This window comes from Pseudomonas sp. GD03842 (genome assembly GCF_029841165.1).
GTDB lineage: Bacteria > Pseudomonadota > Gammaproteobacteria > Pseudomonadales > Pseudomonadaceae > Aquipseudomonas.
The window spans coordinates 65,642-83,293 of sequence record NZ_JAOCEA010000023.1; the positions used below are offsets into that span (position 1 = coordinate 65,642).

3 protein-coding genes are annotated in these 17,652 nt (G+C 64.7%); all 3 read left to right on the forward strand.

The annotated features are described in order from the left end of the window. Window positions 1-53 precede the first annotated feature (53 nt). The gene (locus N5D61_RS24805; RefSeq protein WP_279894558.1) at window positions 54-1,382 is read left to right on the forward strand and encodes a lysine N(6)-hydroxylase/L-ornithine N(5)-oxygenase family protein; all 1,329 of its coding nucleotides are present in this window, start codon (window positions 54-56) and stop codon (window positions 1,380-1,382) included. Between the two features lie 110 nt (window positions 1,383-1,492). After that, window positions 1,493-11,224, forward strand: coding sequence for a non-ribosomal peptide synthetase (locus tag N5D61_RS24810; protein ID WP_279894559.1), 9,732 nt, complete (start codon window positions 1,493-1,495; stop codon window positions 11,222-11,224). Then, the coding region (locus N5D61_RS24815) for a non-ribosomal peptide synthetase (protein WP_279894560.1) at window positions 11,224-17,652 on the forward strand (6,429 nt) is incomplete at its 3' end. The genes N5D61_RS24810 and N5D61_RS24815, both read left to right, overlap by 1 nt.

Below are 17,652 nucleotides of genomic sequence, written 5' to 3' on the forward strand. Positions count from 1 at the left end.
GGCTCACTCCCGCGCTGGACCTCATCACGCATCGCTCCTAACGAGAGGGAAGCATGGAACTCGTCTACGACTACATCGGCATTGGTTTCGGCCCGTCGAACCTGGCCTTGGCGATTGCCACCCAAGAGCACGCATTGCGTAACGGGCTGGCGCCCCAGGTGTGTTTCCTCGAAAAGAAGCCCGCGTTCAACTGGCACGAAGGCATGCTGATCGACGGCTCCACCATGCAGATATCTTTCCTCAAGGACCTGGTCACGTTGCGCAACCCGGCAAGCCGTTTCACCTTCGTCAATTACCTCAAGGAGCGGGGGCGGTTGCAGGATTTCATCAACCTCAAGACGTTCTTCCCGACCCGTGAGGAGTACACCGATTACCTGAGCTGGGCGGCCTCGCATTTCAACGAGCAGGCGCACTACGGTGAGGAAGTGATCGCGGTCGAGCCACATGTTCAGGACGGGCGTTTCATCGCGGTGGATGTGATTTCCCGAGGCCCGGGTGGCGGTATTTCCCGTCGTCGCGGGCGCAATCTGGTGTTCGGTATCGGCGGCGTCCCGCAGACCCCGGCGGCCTTCGACGGCGTGCACGACCCCCGTGTCCTGCACTCGGCGGGCTACCGCGGCGGCATTGAAAAATTGCTGGTCAATCGTCCGGGCCCGGTGCGCGTGGCGGTCGTCGGCGGCGGGCAGAGCGCGGCGGAAATCTTCGAGGACCTGGCCTGCCGTTTCGACAACGTGGAGGCCAGTCTGGTGATCCGTGGCAGTGCGCTGAAGCCGTCCGACGACAGCCCATTCGTCAACCAGATCTTCAACCCCTCCTTCACCGATACCATCTTCAACCACAGCGAAGCGCGGCGAGACGCGTTGTTCACCGAATTCCGCAACACCAACTACTCCGTCGTCGACACGGACCTGATCGAAACCATTTTCCAGCGCATGTACCAGCAGAAGGTTCGGGGCGAGGAGCGTCATCATTTGCTCACCAACCGCGAAGTGGTGCATGCCGAAGTCGGCGCCGCGGGTATCGAGCTGTTCCTGCAGGACTCGGCTCTTGACCAGACTCACAGCGCGTCCTTCGACATCGTGGTGCTGGCCACCGGTTACCGCCGCGACTATCACCTCGAGCTCCTGGCCGGTCTCGGGGAACACATCCAGGGCGTGACCGTCGACCGCGATTACCGCCTGGCGCTGCGGGCGGGCAGCGAAGCGGGCATCTTCCTTCAGGGTTGCTGCGAGGACAGCCATGGGTTGAGCGACACACTGCTGTCGGTGTTGGCCGTGCGCTCCCAGGAAGTGGTGGAGTCGATCTTTGCCGAGTACGAGCAACCCTGTTCCAACCGACCGACGCAGCCCCATGAGCGCGTGGCGCTGAAGCTGGCGCGCTAGACCGTCACGACGGTGGCCGAGGACGGCCACCCAATCCCTTTTCACGACCTTGCGGGAGGCCTGTTCGGCCTTCCGTGGGTTGATGCTTGCCGAAACAAATAGGTGAACGCATGAAATCCATACGCGATCAGGCCGCGCATTATCCCGAACTGGTGGGCTTTTACGCGCAGCACCAGCCGGACCGGATTGCCCTTCGACACATCGTCCACGAAGACCAGCCCCCGCTACTGACGAGCTATGCGCAACTGGATGAGCGGGCGCGCGCCGTTGCAGGCATGTTGCAGCATCACTTGGGGGCCCAGGGCGGCGAGCGTTGTGTGCTGATCCTGCCGACGAGCGCTGATTACGCGGCGGCGTTTCTCGGCTGCCTCTACGCGAATGTCGTTGCCGTGCCCGCCTTCGCCCCCGAGTACAACCGCCAGACCCACCTGGACCGCCTGACCGGCATTCTCCAGGATGCCGCGCCTGGCGTGGTGCTCGGCCGTCGCGAAGACTTGGATAAATTCCAGCACCTGCTGCAACCCTTCATGCCCGCCCATGGGCGTTTTGTGGCCGTCGAAGAGGTCGGCGGCTGGGAAGGGCGGTTCCAGCCCGCGCTGATCGACACTGCGTCGTTGGCTTTTCTGCAGTACACCTCGGGTTCGACCAGTGCCCCGAAAGGCGTGATGGTGTCCCACGACAACCTGATGGCCAACGAGATCGCCATGGCCCGCCATTTCGTCAGCGATGCGGCGTCGGAAAGCTGGGTCAGTTGGCTGCCGCTGTACCACGACATGGGCCTGATGTGCGGCCTGCTGCTGCCGCTGTATTACGGCGGCACCTTGACGTTGATGTCGCCGAATTACTTCCTCGGGCGTCCCGCGCGCTGGCTGGAAGCGATGAGCCAGTACAACGGCACCTTCTCCGGCGGCCCGGATTTCGCGTACCGCCTGTGCGTCGAGCGCATCAAACCGAGTGCGGTAAAGCAGCTAAGGCTGGACAACTGGAGCCTGGCGTTCTCTGGCTCCGAGCCGATTCGTATCGCCACGCTGGACGCTTTCAGCGAGCATTTCGCTGCGGCAGGTTTCGACCGTCGCGCCTTGACCCCCAGTTATGGGCTGGCTGAAGCGACGTTGTACGTCAGCGCCGCCCACCGCGACGCGCCGTTCGGCATCAAACGCTTCGACGGCAGCCAGCTCGCCGCAGGCGACGCCGACGAGGCATTGTTCGCCAATCAAAACTCCACAAGTCGCCTGCCGGGTTGTGGCTGGTGCCGCCCGGATCACGACCTGCGCATCGTCGATCCGGCGAGCCAGCAAGTGCTGCAACCTGGCCAGGTCGGTGAGATCTGGATCGCCGGTCCAAGCGTCGCTCAGGGCTATTGGCAGAACGCCGAAGCCACGGCCCAGACGTTCGTTGAAGAAGACGGCAAGCGCTGGCTGCGCAGCGGCGACCTGGGCATCGCCAGCGACGGCGAGCTGTTCATCACCGGCCGCCTGAAGGACTTGATCATCCTCAACGGTCAGAACCTTTACCCGCAAGACATCGAGCAGTCGCTGGAAAAGCGCGTCGAGCTGCTGCGTCGCGGGCGCATCGCCGCCTTCCCAGTGACCGACGAGCAGGGCGCCGAAGGGGTGGGCCTGGCGCTGGAAATCAGCCGCAACGTACGTCGCTTGATGAAGCCCCAGATGATCTGCGAAGCCGTGCGCGATGCGGTCACCGAGCTGTTTCTGGTGGCGCCGAAAGTCATGGTGCTGCTGGAGCCTGGCGCGCTGCCGCGTACCACCAGCGGTAAGCTGCAACGCTCGGCGTGTCGCGTTGGCTGGCAGAACGGCAGCCTCGACAGTTTTGCGATTTGGCAGGACGGTCACTTGCTGGATGCCGGAGGGGCCGGCAGCACCGTCGACGCTGCACCGCTGATGCCGGAAGTCGTGGCAGCCTGGCGCGAAGTGCTAGGTAAGGACGGCTTGCAAGCCAGTGATCATTTCTTCGCCCGTGGCGGCGATTCGGTCAGCGTGGTGCAAGTGCTGTCCCGTCTCAACCGCGAGCTGGGCCTGAAGCTCGAGCCGGCTCACCTGTTCGAACATCCGACCCTCGGTGCCTTCAATGCCCATGTTGCCAGCCTGGGGCCAGGCGCTGACCGTCCGACTGCCGTGGCGCGGATTGCTCGCGACAGCGCACCCGAGCAATCCTTCGCTCAGCAACGCCTGTGGTTCCTGGCGCAACTGGAACCCGACAGCAGCGCCTATCACCTGTGCGGGCAAGTGAGCCTGAGTGGCGCCGTGGATGACGTCGCCCTGCAACGCAGCTTCGACGATCTCGCCGCCCGTCACGAAAGCCTGCGCACCACCTTCGCCATCGATGCCAATGAAGTGCTGGTGCAGCGTATTCATGCCCCTCAGCCGGTGTTCATCGAACAGCATGACCTGAGCCTGCATGCTCAGCCGTTGCGGGCCTTGGGCGAATTGGCCAAGACCGCCGTCGAGCAACCCATGGACCTGCAAACCGGGCCGCTGTGGCGTGTGTTGAGCGTGCGTCTGGGTGAGCACCAGCGGCAACTGGTGCTGGTCCTGCACCACATCATCTCGGACGGTTGGTCGGTGCAGGTCATCCTCAAAGAGCTGGCGGCGTTGTACAACGCTCATGTTCAGGGCCGCAGTCCGGAACTGGCGCCGTTGCCGATCCAGTACGCCGATTTCGCCGCCTGGCAGCGCAACCGTCTGGCCGATGGCGAGGGCGAGCGTCAACTCAGCTACTGGCGTGCCCGTCTGGGCGCTACCCACCCCGTGCTGACCCTGCCTGCCGATCGTCCGCGCCCGGCGCAACAAAGCCATCGCGGCGCCCGCTATGCCATTGCGTTCGACGCTGAGCTGAGTCAGGGCCTGCGCGACCTCGCCAGCCAGCACGGCGCGACCCTGTTCATGGTCATGCTCGCGGCCTTCAAGGCGCTGCTGCACCGCTACACCAGCCAGACCGACCTGCGGGTGGGCGTGCCGGTGGCAGGGCGAACGTGCGCCGAAGCCGAGGGCTTGATCGGCTTGTTCGTCAACACCCTGGTGCTACGCACCGAAATCTCGCCCCTGCACGCCTTCAGCGCCTTGATCGAAGCGGTCAAACACGTGGCCCTGGGCGCGCAGAACCACCAGGATTTGCCGTTCGAACAGGTGGTGGAGGCGCTGGGCGTTTCCCGCAACCTCAGCCACAACCCGCTGTGCCAAGTGAAATTCACCCAACAGTTCCCGCTGCCGCAGAACGTCGACATGGGCGGTCTGCGCATGGACGTCAACCAGTTGGATGATTTCTCCGCGCACTTCGACCTGGGGCTGGACATCACCGACACCGCCGAAGGCATTCAAGCGGTGTTCACCTATGCCTGTGACCTGTTCGACGAGCCACGTATTGCCGGTTTCGCCGCGGATTTGCTGCGCATCTGTGCGCAGGTGGTGGCTCAGCCGACCGCACCGCTGGCGGACTTGCGGGTCGCTGCCGTGCCGTCGCGACTGGACGCCGAAGCGGTGCCGTTCCCGGCCAGCGACGTGTTGAGCCTGTGGGACGCCAGCGTGCTTGCGCAGCCGGCACGTCAGGCTCTGCGCTGTGAAGAACAGCACATCGATTTCGCTAAGGCGGACGCCGATGCCAATCGTCTGGCACAGCATCTGCGTCAGGCGGGTGTGGGCGTTGAAAGCCGCGTCGGCCTGTTGCTGGAACGCTCGGTCGAGTTCGTCGTCGGCGTGCTCGCCGTCCTCAAAGCGGGCGCGGCTTACGTGCCATTGGACCCGAAGTGGCCCGCAGAACGTCAGGCCTTCGTGCTGGCGGACAGCGGGGCGCGCTGGTTGATCAGCGACGCCGCAACACCCGCGGACTTCAAGGGTGAAGTCATTGCGGTCGACGCGACTGCGCAATGGCGCTCGCAACCGGCAATCGCACTGAACCTGCGTCCGCACCCTGAGCAGGCGGCTTACCTGGTTTACACCTCGGGCACCAGCGGCACGCCGAAAGGGGTGGTGATCAGCCATGGCGCATTGGCCGATTACGTCCAGGGTGTGCTCGCACGCTTGGCGTTTGCAGCCGATGCGAGTATGGCGATGGTCTCCACCGTGGGCGCCGATTTGGGCCACACCGTGCTGTTTGGTGCGCTGTGTTCGGCGCGCACGCTGCACCTCATCAGCCCGGAGCGCGCCCAGGACGCCGACCGATTCGCGGCCTACATGGCTGAGCACAAGGTGGGCGTGCTGAAGATCGTACCGACGCACCTCGGTGGCCTGCTGCAAGCGACGCGTGCCGCTGATGTGCTGCCTGAGCATGCGCTGATCCTGGGCGGTGACGCGTTGCCATGGGAGCTGGTGGCGCAGATCAAGCGCCTCAAGCCCGTGTGCCGCGTCATCAACCACTATGGCCCCACCGAGACCACCGTCGGCGTGCTCAGCAACGAGATGTCCACGGCGCTGCCGACCCGTGAAAACGCCCCCATTGGCCGGCCGCTGCCCAACGCCTCGGCGTGGATTCTCAATGAGTGGCTGGAACCGGTGGTGCAGGGCGACATCGGGGAGTTGTACATCGGCGGCCCTGGCCTTGCCCGCGGTTATCACGACCGACCGGCTTTGACGGCAGCGGCGTTCATCCCCGACCCGAACGGCGACGGCGCTCGCCTGTACCGCAGCGGCGACCGGGCTCGCCTTCTGGCCGACGGGCAGATTCAGTTCCTCGGCCGCGCTGACGATCAGGTCAAAGTGCGCGGCTATCGTGTGGCGCTGGGAGAGATCGCTCAGCGCCTGCGTCAGCTCGGTGGCCTGCGCGATGCTCATGTGCGGGTGGATGACCGTGGTCAATTGATCGCGTACGCACTGATCGCCCAGGGTTCGACGGTCGATGGAGAAGCCTTGCGTGCGCAACTGGCTGACAGCCTGCCGGACTACATGGTGCCGAGCCACGTCCTGACGCTGGAGGCGTTTCCGGTCACGGCCAACGGCAAGCTTGACCACGCCGCGCTTCCCGCCCCCCAGGCAGTGTCGCCACAGTTCGAAGCGCCCCATGAGGGCGTTGAAGCTACCCTTGCCGCGTTGTGGGAAAAGGCGCTGAACGTCGAGGCCGTCGGGCGGCATGACAACTTCTTCTCGTTGGGGGGCGACTCGATCCTCAGCTTGCAGATCATCGCGCGTGCCCGTCGTCAGGGCATCCGCCTGACGCCCAAGCAATTGTTCGAGAAACAGACCATCGCCGAGCTGGCGCAGGTCGCTGTGGTCGCAGAAACCAAGCCCGCTGCTGCGCCGGTTGTCGCACCGGTCGCGCCCCGCGATTTCGCCTTGACGCCAATTCAGGCGCGGTTCTTTGCGTTGCCGGTGGCCCAGCGCTCCCACTGGAACCAGTCGCTGTTGCTCAACCTGCCGAACGCACTGGACAACGCGCGGTTGCGGCAGGCCCTCGACGCATTGCTCGCGCAACACGACAGCCTGCGCTTGAGCTTCCACCAGGGTGACGATGGCCAATGGTTGCAACGTTATCGCGAGACCGAGAACGTCGAGCGGCTGCTGTGGACCTGCGAGTTGACCCGCGAAGAAGACCTCGCGTCGCTGAGCGATGAAGCCCAACGCAGCCTCAACATCGAGACCGGGCCGTTGCTGCGGGTGGTGCATGCGCGCCTGCCGTCGGGCGAAGGCCGTTTGTTGCTGGCGATTCACCACCTGGTTGTCGATGGCGTGTCGTGGCGCGTGTTGCTGGAGGATCTGCACCACGCTTACAGCCGTCTTGTCGCCGGGCAAAACGTGGCGCTGGCCGAGAAAACCGCGAGCTTCCAGAACTGGTCGCAGGCCCTCCAAGACCTGGCACGCAGCCCGGCCCTGGCCGCTCAATTGCCGCACTGGCAACGCTACACCGCGGACGATGCCTGCCTGCCAGGGGACAGTTCCGTTCAAAGCCTGATCGGCGCGGGCGAAAGCGTCAGCCTGACCCTCGATACGCACGACACGCGTCGTCTGCTCAGTGAAGCGCCCGCGGCTTACCGCACCCGCATTGACGATCTGCTGCTGGCCGCGCTGTCCCAGGCGCTGTCGCAGTGGACCGGGCGCCGTCGACATGTCATCAGCCTGGAAGGCCACGGCCGCGAGGAGGTCTTTGGCGATGGTGCAAGCCCGCTGGATCTGAGCCGCAGTGTCGGGTGGTTCACCAGCCTGTACCCACTGGCACTGGAAGCCAGCGACGACGCCATCACCACGCTGAAAGCGGTCAAAGAGGCCGTACGCGCCGTGCCGGAAAAAGGCCTGGGCTACGGTGTTCTCAAATACCTGTCCAAAGCCGACCTGCCCGAACTGGTGGGGCAGGGGGTGACGTTCAACTACTTGGGCCGTTTCGATGAGGCCGAGGGTGCGCTGTTCTCGCTGTCCAGCCAGACACCGAACAATCTGCGCGACCCGCAAGGTCCCCTGGCCAACGCGCTGGCGATCGATGGCCAGGTGCGCGACGGCCAGTTGCACTTGGATTGGACCTTCAGCAGCGCGCGCTTTGGCCGCGAAAGCATCGAACAACTGGTAGCGCTGTACCGCGAGCAACTGGTGCACCTGATTGCCCATTGCTGCGATGAACGGAACGCCGGTCTGACGCCTTCGGACTTCCCGCTGGCCGGTCTGAATCAGGCACAACTGGACGCGCTGGCGATCCCGGCGCGGGAGATCGAAGACATCCTGCCGCTGGCCCCGATGCAGCAGGGCATTCTGCTGCACAGCCTGCTGGAGCGCGGCAACGGCATCTACCTGATGCAAGACCAGTATGAGGTTGGCAGCACGGTGGATTTCGAGGCATTCAAGTTCGCCTGGCAGCAGGTGGTGCAGCGTCATCCGGCCTTGCGCAGCGCATTCCATGGTCTGGAAAGCGGTGTGCAGCGCCAGGTGGTCATGCGCCGCGTGCCGTCCCCGGCACAACTGATCGACCTCAGCCACCTGTCCCGCGAAGCCGCTGAGGCCGAACTGGACGAGGTGTTGGCCGCCGAGCGCGAGCAAGGCTTCGATTTTGCCCGCGCACCGCTACTGCGCCTGCGGTTGGTGAAGTTCGGCGAGGCGGATTACCGCATCGTGCAGAGCCACCACCACGCCCTGATCGACGCCTGGTGCCGGGGCCTGATGCTCACCGAGTTCTTCGCCCACTACCGGGCGTTCCTCGACGGCCGCCACGTCAGTCTGCCTGTCGCACGTCCCTATCGCGACTTCCTCGCCTGGCTCGCCGAGCAGGACGAAGCGGTCAGCCGGGATTACTGGCGCCAGGCGCTGGCCGGGTTCACCGAGGTCACGCCGTTGCCGTATCGCCACAGCCCTCACGGTGAGCCGCAAATGCGCGACGTGACCCTGGCGCTTGGCAATGCGCAAACCGCGAAACTGGCCGATCAGGCCCGGCAACATCGCCTGACCGCCAACACCTTCGTGCAGGCGGCCTGGGCTTTGCTGTTGATGCGCCATGCCGACCGCGAAGAAGTGCTGTTCGGCGTCACGGTCGCTGGTCGTCCGACCGAACTGGAGGGCATCGAAGGCGCGCTGGGCCTGTTCATCAACACGCTGCCGCTGCGGGTTCAGCGTCCGAGCATGGGCACCTCGGCGCTGGAGTTGCTCAACGCATTGCAGGCACAGAACGCCGAGATGCGTCAGCACGAACACATGTCGCTGGCGGACATCCAGTTGTTGGCCGACACCCCCCGTGGCCAGCCGCTGTTCGACAGCCTGTTCGTCTTTGAAAACGTTCCGTTGGGCGCCGAGGTTCAGCAGGCCGTGAACGAATACCGGATCAACCCGCTGGCCAACCGCACCCACACCAACTACCCGTTGACCGTGGTGCTGCTGCCAGGCGAATCGCTGCAATTGCAGCTGACCTACGACACCCGTCACTTCAACGACGCCGACATGACGACGCTGGTGGGGCATTTCCGCCGCCTGCTGTCGCAACTGATCGACAACCCGCAGCAGACCCTCGACCAACTGCAAGTCCTGGAGCAGGCCGAGCGCGCGCAATTGCTGGGCTACGGTGAAGGGCCAGTGCAGAGGCACTGGTATGAGATCAGTTACCTGGAGCGTTTCGAGTCCCGCGTGCAGGCGCATCCGTCGCGGGAGGTCGCGCGTTGCCAGGGCCAGACCCTGAGTTACGACCAGTTGAATCGCCACGCCAACCGCATCGGCCACGGCCTGATGGCAGCGGGTGTGCAGGGCGATGACGTGGTGGCGCTGTTCGCGCCGCGTGGCTTGCCGCTGCTGAGCATGATCATCGGCGCGTTCAAAGCCGGTGCTGCCTACCTTGCGCTGGATGATCGCCACCCGGCCGGGCGCAGCGCGCGGATGTTGGTGAGCAGCGCGGCGCCCGTGTTGCTGACACCACGGGACTGCCTCGCTCAGGTCGAAGCAATTCTTCAAGGGGTCGAGACCAACAAACCGCGACTGCTGATTCTGGAAGAGCTGTTGGCGACCGGCCGTGATGACAATCCGGGCCGCTACGCCAGCGCCGAACAATTGGCTTACGTCATCTACACCTCCGGCTCCACGGGCGAGCCGAAAGGGGTGATGGTCAACCAGCGCGGCATGCTCAACAACCAGATGTCGAAGCTGCCGTACTTGCGCCTGGGTGAGGGCGACGTGATCGCTCAGACCGCCGCCACCGGATTCGACATTTCGGTGTGGCAATTCCTCACGGCGCCGCTGTTTGGAGGCCGTGTGGAAATCCTGCCGGACGTGGTGGTGCACGACCCGCAACGCCTCTTGGAAGAAGTGGTGGCCAATCAGGTCAGTGTGTTGGAGTGCGTGCCGGCGGTGATCGACGGCATGCTCGCCGTGGCGCCGCACAGGCTCGACGCGCTGCGCTGGCTGCTGCCGACCGGGGAGGCGCTGACGGTGGACCTGGCCGCCCGCTGGTTCAACCGCTACCCCAATGTGCCGTTGGTCAACGCCTACGGCCCGGCGGAATGTGCCGACGACGTGGCGCTGCACACCCTGACCGCCGCGCCGGCTGCCAAAGCCAACATGCCGATTGGTCGCCCGACCGACAACAACCGCCTCTACGTGCTGGATTCCAGCCTGCAACTGGCAGCACCGGGGGTGGTGGGCGAGCTGTACATCGGTGGGGTCGGGGTAGGGCGGGGCTACGCAGCGCGTCCGGGCCTGACCGCGGAACGCTTCCTGCCGGATCCGTTTGGCGAGCCGGGCGCACGCCTGTACCGCAGCGGCGACCTGGCCCGCTGGAACGCCGAGGGTGCGCTGGAGTACGTCGGTCGTGCCGACTTCCAGGTGAAGATCCGCGGCCAGCGCATCGAGCTGGGCGAAATCGAAAACGTGCTGCTGGCGCAACCGTCGGTGCGCGACGCCGTGGTCAGCGCGCAACCCACCCCCCACGGCCCGCAATTGGTGGCCTATGTGGTTGCCGAGGCTCAGCACGCGCTGTCCACCGATGTGCTCAAGACCGCGCTGGGTCAAGAACTGCCTGCGTTCATGGTCCCGGCCCACGTCATGCTGCTGGAGCGCTTGCCGCGCAACGCCAACGGCAAGCTGGACCGCAAGGCCTTGCCTGCGCCAACCGTACAGGCGCGCCATTTCGAAGCGCCACAGGGTGAGCGCGAGGAAATCCTCGCCGAACTCTGGCAGAGCCTGCTGAGCGTCGAGCGGGTCGGTCGCGACGACAACTTCTTTGAACTGGGCGGGCACTCGCTGCTGGCGACACGGCTGTTGTCGCGCATTCGCGAGCGCCTGGGCGTGAGCATTCCGTTGGCGCAAGCCTTCGAGGCCACCACCGTCGCCGCACAGGCCGCCCTGATCGACACCTTGCAGGGTCAGACCCTGACGCTCGACCGCCTCGATGCGCTGGACGAGTTAATGAATGAGCTGGAGGAAAGCAACTGATGTCGCAACCGAGCATGACTTCGCACAGCAAGCTGCTGGCACTGGCCACCCGCTTCCTCAGCCTCAGCGCGGCGCAGCGCCGGGTGTTTCTGGGCAAGTTGCGTGAGCAGGGGCTGGACGCGTCGGCGTTGCCGATCCCCTCCGGCGTGGCAGACGAGCGCAGTCCGACCTCTTTTTCTCAGCAGCGTCTGTGGTTCCTTGAGCAGCTGGAACCGGGCAACAGCACCTATCACCTGCCGGGCGCGCTGCGCCTGAAGGGCACGCTGGACGTGGCCGCCGTGCAACGGGCATTTGCCCGTGTCGCCGAGCGTCATGCCAGCCTGCGCACGGTGTTCGACAGCGCCGAAGACGGCACGCCGCAGCAGGTGGTTCTGGCGTCCCAGGCGATGCCGTTCGAACAATTGAGCGCCGCCGATGACGCTGAGCAGCAACGCCTGGCCGATGAGTTCGCCCGTCGCCCGTTCGACCTCGCCCAAGGCCCGCTGTGGCGGGTGGCGCTGGTCAAACGAAGCGAAGACGAACATGTGTTGCTGGTCTGCCTGCACCACATCATCGCCGACGGTTGGTCGATTCAGGTGCTGTTGCTGGACTTCGTCCAGGCCTACCGGGCCGCGCTGCAGGGCGATGATTCGCCGCTCCCGGCGCTGCCGCTGAACTATGCGGATGTGGCCCTGTGGCAACGCGCGTGTCTGGAAGCCGGCGAGGGCGACCGCCAATTGGAGTACTGGAAACAGCAACTGGGCGACGAGCCGCCCGTGCTGGAATTGCCCGCTGACCGCCCGCGCCCTGCACGACAGAGCTATCGCGGCGCGCGCCTGCCGTTCAGCTTCGACGACGCGCTGTCTGCCCGCCTGCGCGAGGTGGCGAAACAGCGTGGCGTGACCCTGTTCACCGTGATGCTCGCTGCCTATCAAGTGTTGCTGCAGCGCCTCAGCGGCCAGACCGACCTGCGCATTGGTGTGCCGATTGCCGGGCGTCAACGCGCTGAAACCGAAGGGCTGATTGGCTTCTTCGTCAACACCCAGATTCTGCGTGGCGAGGTCACGGCCGACGCCACCTTCAACCAGATCATCGACGCCGTGCGCTTGACCTCCCAAGGCGCGCAGGCTCATCAGGACCTGCCGTTCGAGCAACTGGTGGACGCCCTGGCCCCTGAGCGTAGCCTGAGCCATAACCCGCTGTTTCAGGTGCTCTATAACCATCAGCAGCGCCAGGACGAAGCGCTGCAATTGATGCCCGGCCTGAGCGCGACCCTCATTCCGCTGGACAGCGGCAGCGCACAGTTCGACCTGGCGCTGCACACCTGGGAAAACGCCGCCGGTGAGCTGGCAGGCAACTGGAACTACGCCACTGACCTGTTCGACCCCAGCAGCATCGAGCGCCTGCACGGGCACTTCGTGCAGTTGTTCGCGCAATTGCTGGAGCAGCCCGACGCGGCGATTGGCGACTTCGACGTGCTGGATGTGAAGGACCGTGCGCAGTTGGCCTTGGTCAACGACACGAGTCGTGAATGGTCGGCTGAAACGCCGGTCGTGCATCGCCATTTTGAGCGCTTCGCCGCGCTGCATCCTGCGCGTGAAGCCTTGCGCTGTGGCGATCAGGTGTTGAGTTATCAGCAACTGGACCAACGTGCCAACCAACTCGCGCATTACCTTCGTGCTCAAGGTGTGGGCCGTGAATCGCTGGTCGGTGTGGCAACGCTGCGCTCCGTGGAAATGGTCGTGGCCTTGTACGCGGTAGTGAAGGCGGGCGCTGCGTACGTGCCGCTGGACCCGGAATACCCGGTGGACCGCTTGCGCTACATGCTCGAAGACGCCGGGATTGGTTTGCTGTTGAGTCACGATCCAGTAATCGATGACCTGCCTGTTGTCGACGGCTTGCAGGTGCTGAACCTGGATCGTCTGGCACTGGACGATCAGCCCGTCACCGCGCCGGTTGTCGAGATTCATCCTGAACAACTGGCCTACATGATCTACACCTCCGGTTCGACCGGGAAGCCGAAGGGCGCAGGCAACACCCACGCCGCGTTGCTCAATCGGCTCGCTTGGATGCAGGACGCCTATCAACTCGATGCCACCGACGCCGTGCTGCAAAAAACTCCGTTCAGCTTTGACGTCTCAGTGTGGGAGTTCTTCTGGCCGTTGATGGTCGGGGCGCGTCTGGTCATGGCCCAGCCGGGGGATCATCGCGACCCTGCGCTGCTGACCGCGTTGATCGAACGACACAAGATCACCACGCTGCACTTCGTACCGTCGATGCTCGCCGCGTTCATGGCCCAGGACGACCTCTCTGGCTGCGCCTCGCTGAAACGCATCGTCTGCTCTGGCGAAGCCCTGCCTGCGGACCTTGCACGGGACACCTTGCAGCGCCTGCCGAACGCCGGGCTGTTCAACCTCTATGGCCCGACTGAAGCCGCCATCGACGTCACCCACTGGACGTGCGTCAATGAGCCAGGTGCGTCGGTGCCGATTGGTCGTCCGATTGCCAACCTGCAAATCCACATCCTCGACAGCCGCTTGAACCCGCAGCCGATTGGCGTGCCGGGCGAGCTGTACATCGGCGGCGCCGGGCTGGCTCGCGGCTACCATCAACGCCCCGGCCTGACCGCCGAGCGCTTCGTGGCCAGCCCGTTCGGCCACGGCGAGCGCCTGTACCGCACGGGCGATCTGGCCCGCTGGCGGGCAGACGGCGCCGTGGAATACCTGGGCCGTCTCGACCATCAGATCAAACTGCGCGGCTTGCGGGTGGAAATCGGCGAGATCGAATCGGCGTTGCTGGATCACCCTGCGGTCAACGAGGCCGTGGTCGTGGCCCGCCAACTCGCCACCGGCATGCAATTGGTCGGCTATCTGGTTGCCGAGGCGTTTGACGAAGAGCAACTGCGCACCCAACTCAAACAACGCCTGCCGGACTACATGGTACCGGCGCATCTGGTGATGCTGGACAAATTCCCGTTGTCGGCCAACGGCAAACTGGACCGCAAGGCCTTGCCCGAGCCCCAGGTGCAGCAGCGGGACTTCGAAGCGCCGCTGGACGGGGTCGAAAGCGAACTGGCCGCCCTGTGGCAAGACTTGCTCGGCGTTGAGCAGATCGGTCGGCAAGACAACTTCTTTGCGCTGGGCGGCGATTCCATCCTCAGCCTGCAAATCATTTCCCGTGCGAAGAAACGCGGGATTCAACTGTCGCCTCGGCAGATGTTCGAGCGCCAGACCATTGCTGAGCTGGCGCAGGTCGCTCAGGTGGTCAATCGTGATGAAGCCGCTGCGCTGGCGCGTATCGAACTCAACCGCGACATTCCGCTGACGCCGATCCAGCACTGGTTTTTCGAACAACCGATGCGTCGTCGCAGCCATTGGAACCAGTCGTTGCTGTTGACCCCGAGCGAGGCGTTGGAAGCCGCCGCACTGGCGCAGGCCTTGCAAGCGCTGGTCACGCATCATGATACGCTGCGCATGGCTTTCGTGCGGCAGGACAACGGCCATTGGCAGCAGCGCTATCGCGCCGACGAAAGCGCCGATCGCCTGCTGTGGCAGCGTGAGATCGACGCGGCCCAGCTCACTCACGCCTGCAACGAGGCGCAAGCCAGCCTCGATCTCAAAGACGGCCCGCTGCTGCGCGCGGTGCACTTCAAGCTGGCAGGCGGCAGTGAGCGGCTGCTGCTGGTGGTGCATCACTTGGTGGTGGACGGGGTGTCGTGGCGCGTGCTGCTGGAAGACCTGCACAACGCCTACGTTCAGGCGCAGGCAGGTTTGACTGTCGACCTGGGCGAGAAGGGCCTCTCGTTCCAGCGTTGGGCCAACCGTCTGCTGGACTTCGCCTACAGCGACGCGGTGTTGGCGCAAGCCGATTACTGGCGCAGCCTGCCTGTCGCGCCGCCATTGCCTTGCGTCAACCCTCAAGGCACATCGCAGCAAGGCGGGGTGCAGCAATTGGGGTTGCACGTGGATGCCGAACGTACGCAAGCGTTGCTCAACGAGGCCCCGACGGCGTACCGCACCCAGATCAACGACCTGCTGCTGACCGCATTGGCCCGCGCGCTGAAGCAGTGGAGCGGCGAACCCCGTGCATTGATCGCACTGGAAGGCCATGGCCGCGAGGACCTGTTCGCTGGCTTGGATGCGGCGCGCACCGTGGGTTGGTTCACCAGTCTGTACCCGGTCAGCCTGTACGCCGACGACGACCTCGACACCGCCCTCAAACACACCAAGGAGACCCTGCGCGCTGTACCTCATGGCGGGCTGGGCTACGGCCTGCTGCGCCATCTGCGCGGCGAAGCGCTCCCTGTGCTGGAAGGCTGTGTGCTGTTCAACTACATGGGCCGCGTGCAGAACAGCAGTGGTCTGTTTCACCTGGCGACCGAAAGCAGCGGCGATCAGCGTGCCGCCGATGCACCCCTGGCCTGCGAGTTGTCCATCGATGCCCAAGTGCGTGACGGCCAGTTCAGCCTGACCTGCAGCTACAGCGGCGAACGTCACGAAGCGGCGTCCATTCAACGCCTGCTGGACGCCTACGCCGATGCGCTGGACGCCGTCATCGCTCATTGCCGTACCCGGTCGGCGGTCACCCCGTCGGACTTCCCGTCGCTGAGCGTGACCCAGGCGCAGCTGGACGCATTGCCGGTTGCCGCCCGCGACATTGAGCAGCTTTACCCGCTGACGCCGATGCAACAGGGCCTGCTGTTCCACAGCGAGCTGGCGGACAGCCAAGGTGCCGACGATGCCCGCGACCTGTACATCAATCAGGTTGCGCTGGACATCGACCACCTGCCGCTGGCCCGCTTCAAGGCCGCATGGACCGCCGCCGTGCAGCGTCATCCGATCCTGCGCGCCTCGTTCCTGCGCCTGAGCGGCACTCAGCAACCGGTGCAATTGATTCGTCGCGATGCGGCGTTGCAGGTGCGCGAACTGGACCTGCGCCACAGCGATCAAGCCCTGGCCGATGTGCTGGCCGCTGAGCGGGAAACGCCGTTCAGCCTGCACGACGCGCCGCTGATGCGGGTGTTGCTGGTGCGCCAGAGCGAGACCTTGTGGAAACTGGTCTGGACCTTCCACCACATCCTGCTCGATGGCTGGAGCAGTGCGGCGGTGCTGGGTGAAGTGATTCAGGCAGCGATGTCGGACGTCGCGCCGATGCCTGCCGGGCATTACGGCGATTACGTCGAATGGCTGCTGAGCCGCGATGCCGAACAAAGCGCGAACTTCTGGCAACGCCATTTGGCCGGTTTCGAGCAGCCGACTTTGATGGCCACCGCGTTGACGGCGCCCCTATCAGCCACTGGCGAGCCGCTGCCGAGGCAAGTGCTGGTCAAGTCGATGGACCTGGACAGCGCACTGCTCAACAGCGCGGCACGCCGTCAGCGCGTGACCGTGAACACCTTGATTCAGGCGGTGTGGGTGCTGCTGTTGCAGCGCTACACCGGGCAGAAACGCGTGGCCTTCGGTGCGACGGTATCTGGCCGTTCGGCGCAGGTGCCGGGCATCGAGCGCATGCTCGGCCTGTTCATCAACACCTTGCCGCTGGTGCAGGCGCCGGACGCCCAGCAGAAGGTCGGCGACTGGCTCAACGACCTGCAAGCCCACAACCTGGAGCTGCGCGAACACGAACACACGCCGCTGTTCGAGGCCCAGCGCTACGCCGGGCACGCCGGGCGTGACCTGTTCGACAGCCTCGTGGTGTTCGAAAACTACCCGGTAGACGACGTGCTCCGCGAAAGACACGTTGGAGGTGTCAACCTGGGCTCGGTCGAACTGAGCGACAAGACGCACTATCCGTTGAGCCTGGCCGTGGTCGCGGGTGAAAACGCCCATATCCACGTCAACTACCACAGCAACGTGTTCAGCGCCGGGCAGATCGAACGCCTGTGCGGCCACTTCCAGGCGCTGCTGGACGGCCTCTGCCGCTTCCCCGAGGCGCGCATCGGCGAGCTGTCGATGCTGACTGAGCAGGACCTTTGCGAGATTCACACCTGGAACCGCCCACCGTTCTCGCCGTACGTGGATCGCCCGATTCACGAACTGATCGCCGATCACGCCCGCTTGCGTCCGGAGGCGATTGCCCTGGTGCATGGCGAACAGCGCCTGACCTTCGCCGAGTTCGACCGGCGCGCCAACCAACTCGCTCATGCGTTGCGCGCCCGTGGCATCGGCACCGAGGTGCGGGTGGCGATCGCCATGGAGCGCGGTATCGATCTGTGGCTTTCGTTCATGGCGGTGTTGAAAGCCGGTGGTGCGTACATTCCGCTGGACCCGGATTACCCGACCGAACGCCTGCGCTACATGCTCGAAGACGGTGGCGTGAAGCTGCTGATCTCCCACGATGCGGCGTTGAATCGCGTACCGGTGGGTGACGTGCCGTTGCTCAATCTGGATCAGCTGGATGTGTCCAACGAACCGGTCACAGCGCCGAATGTGGTGATCCATCCGCAGCAA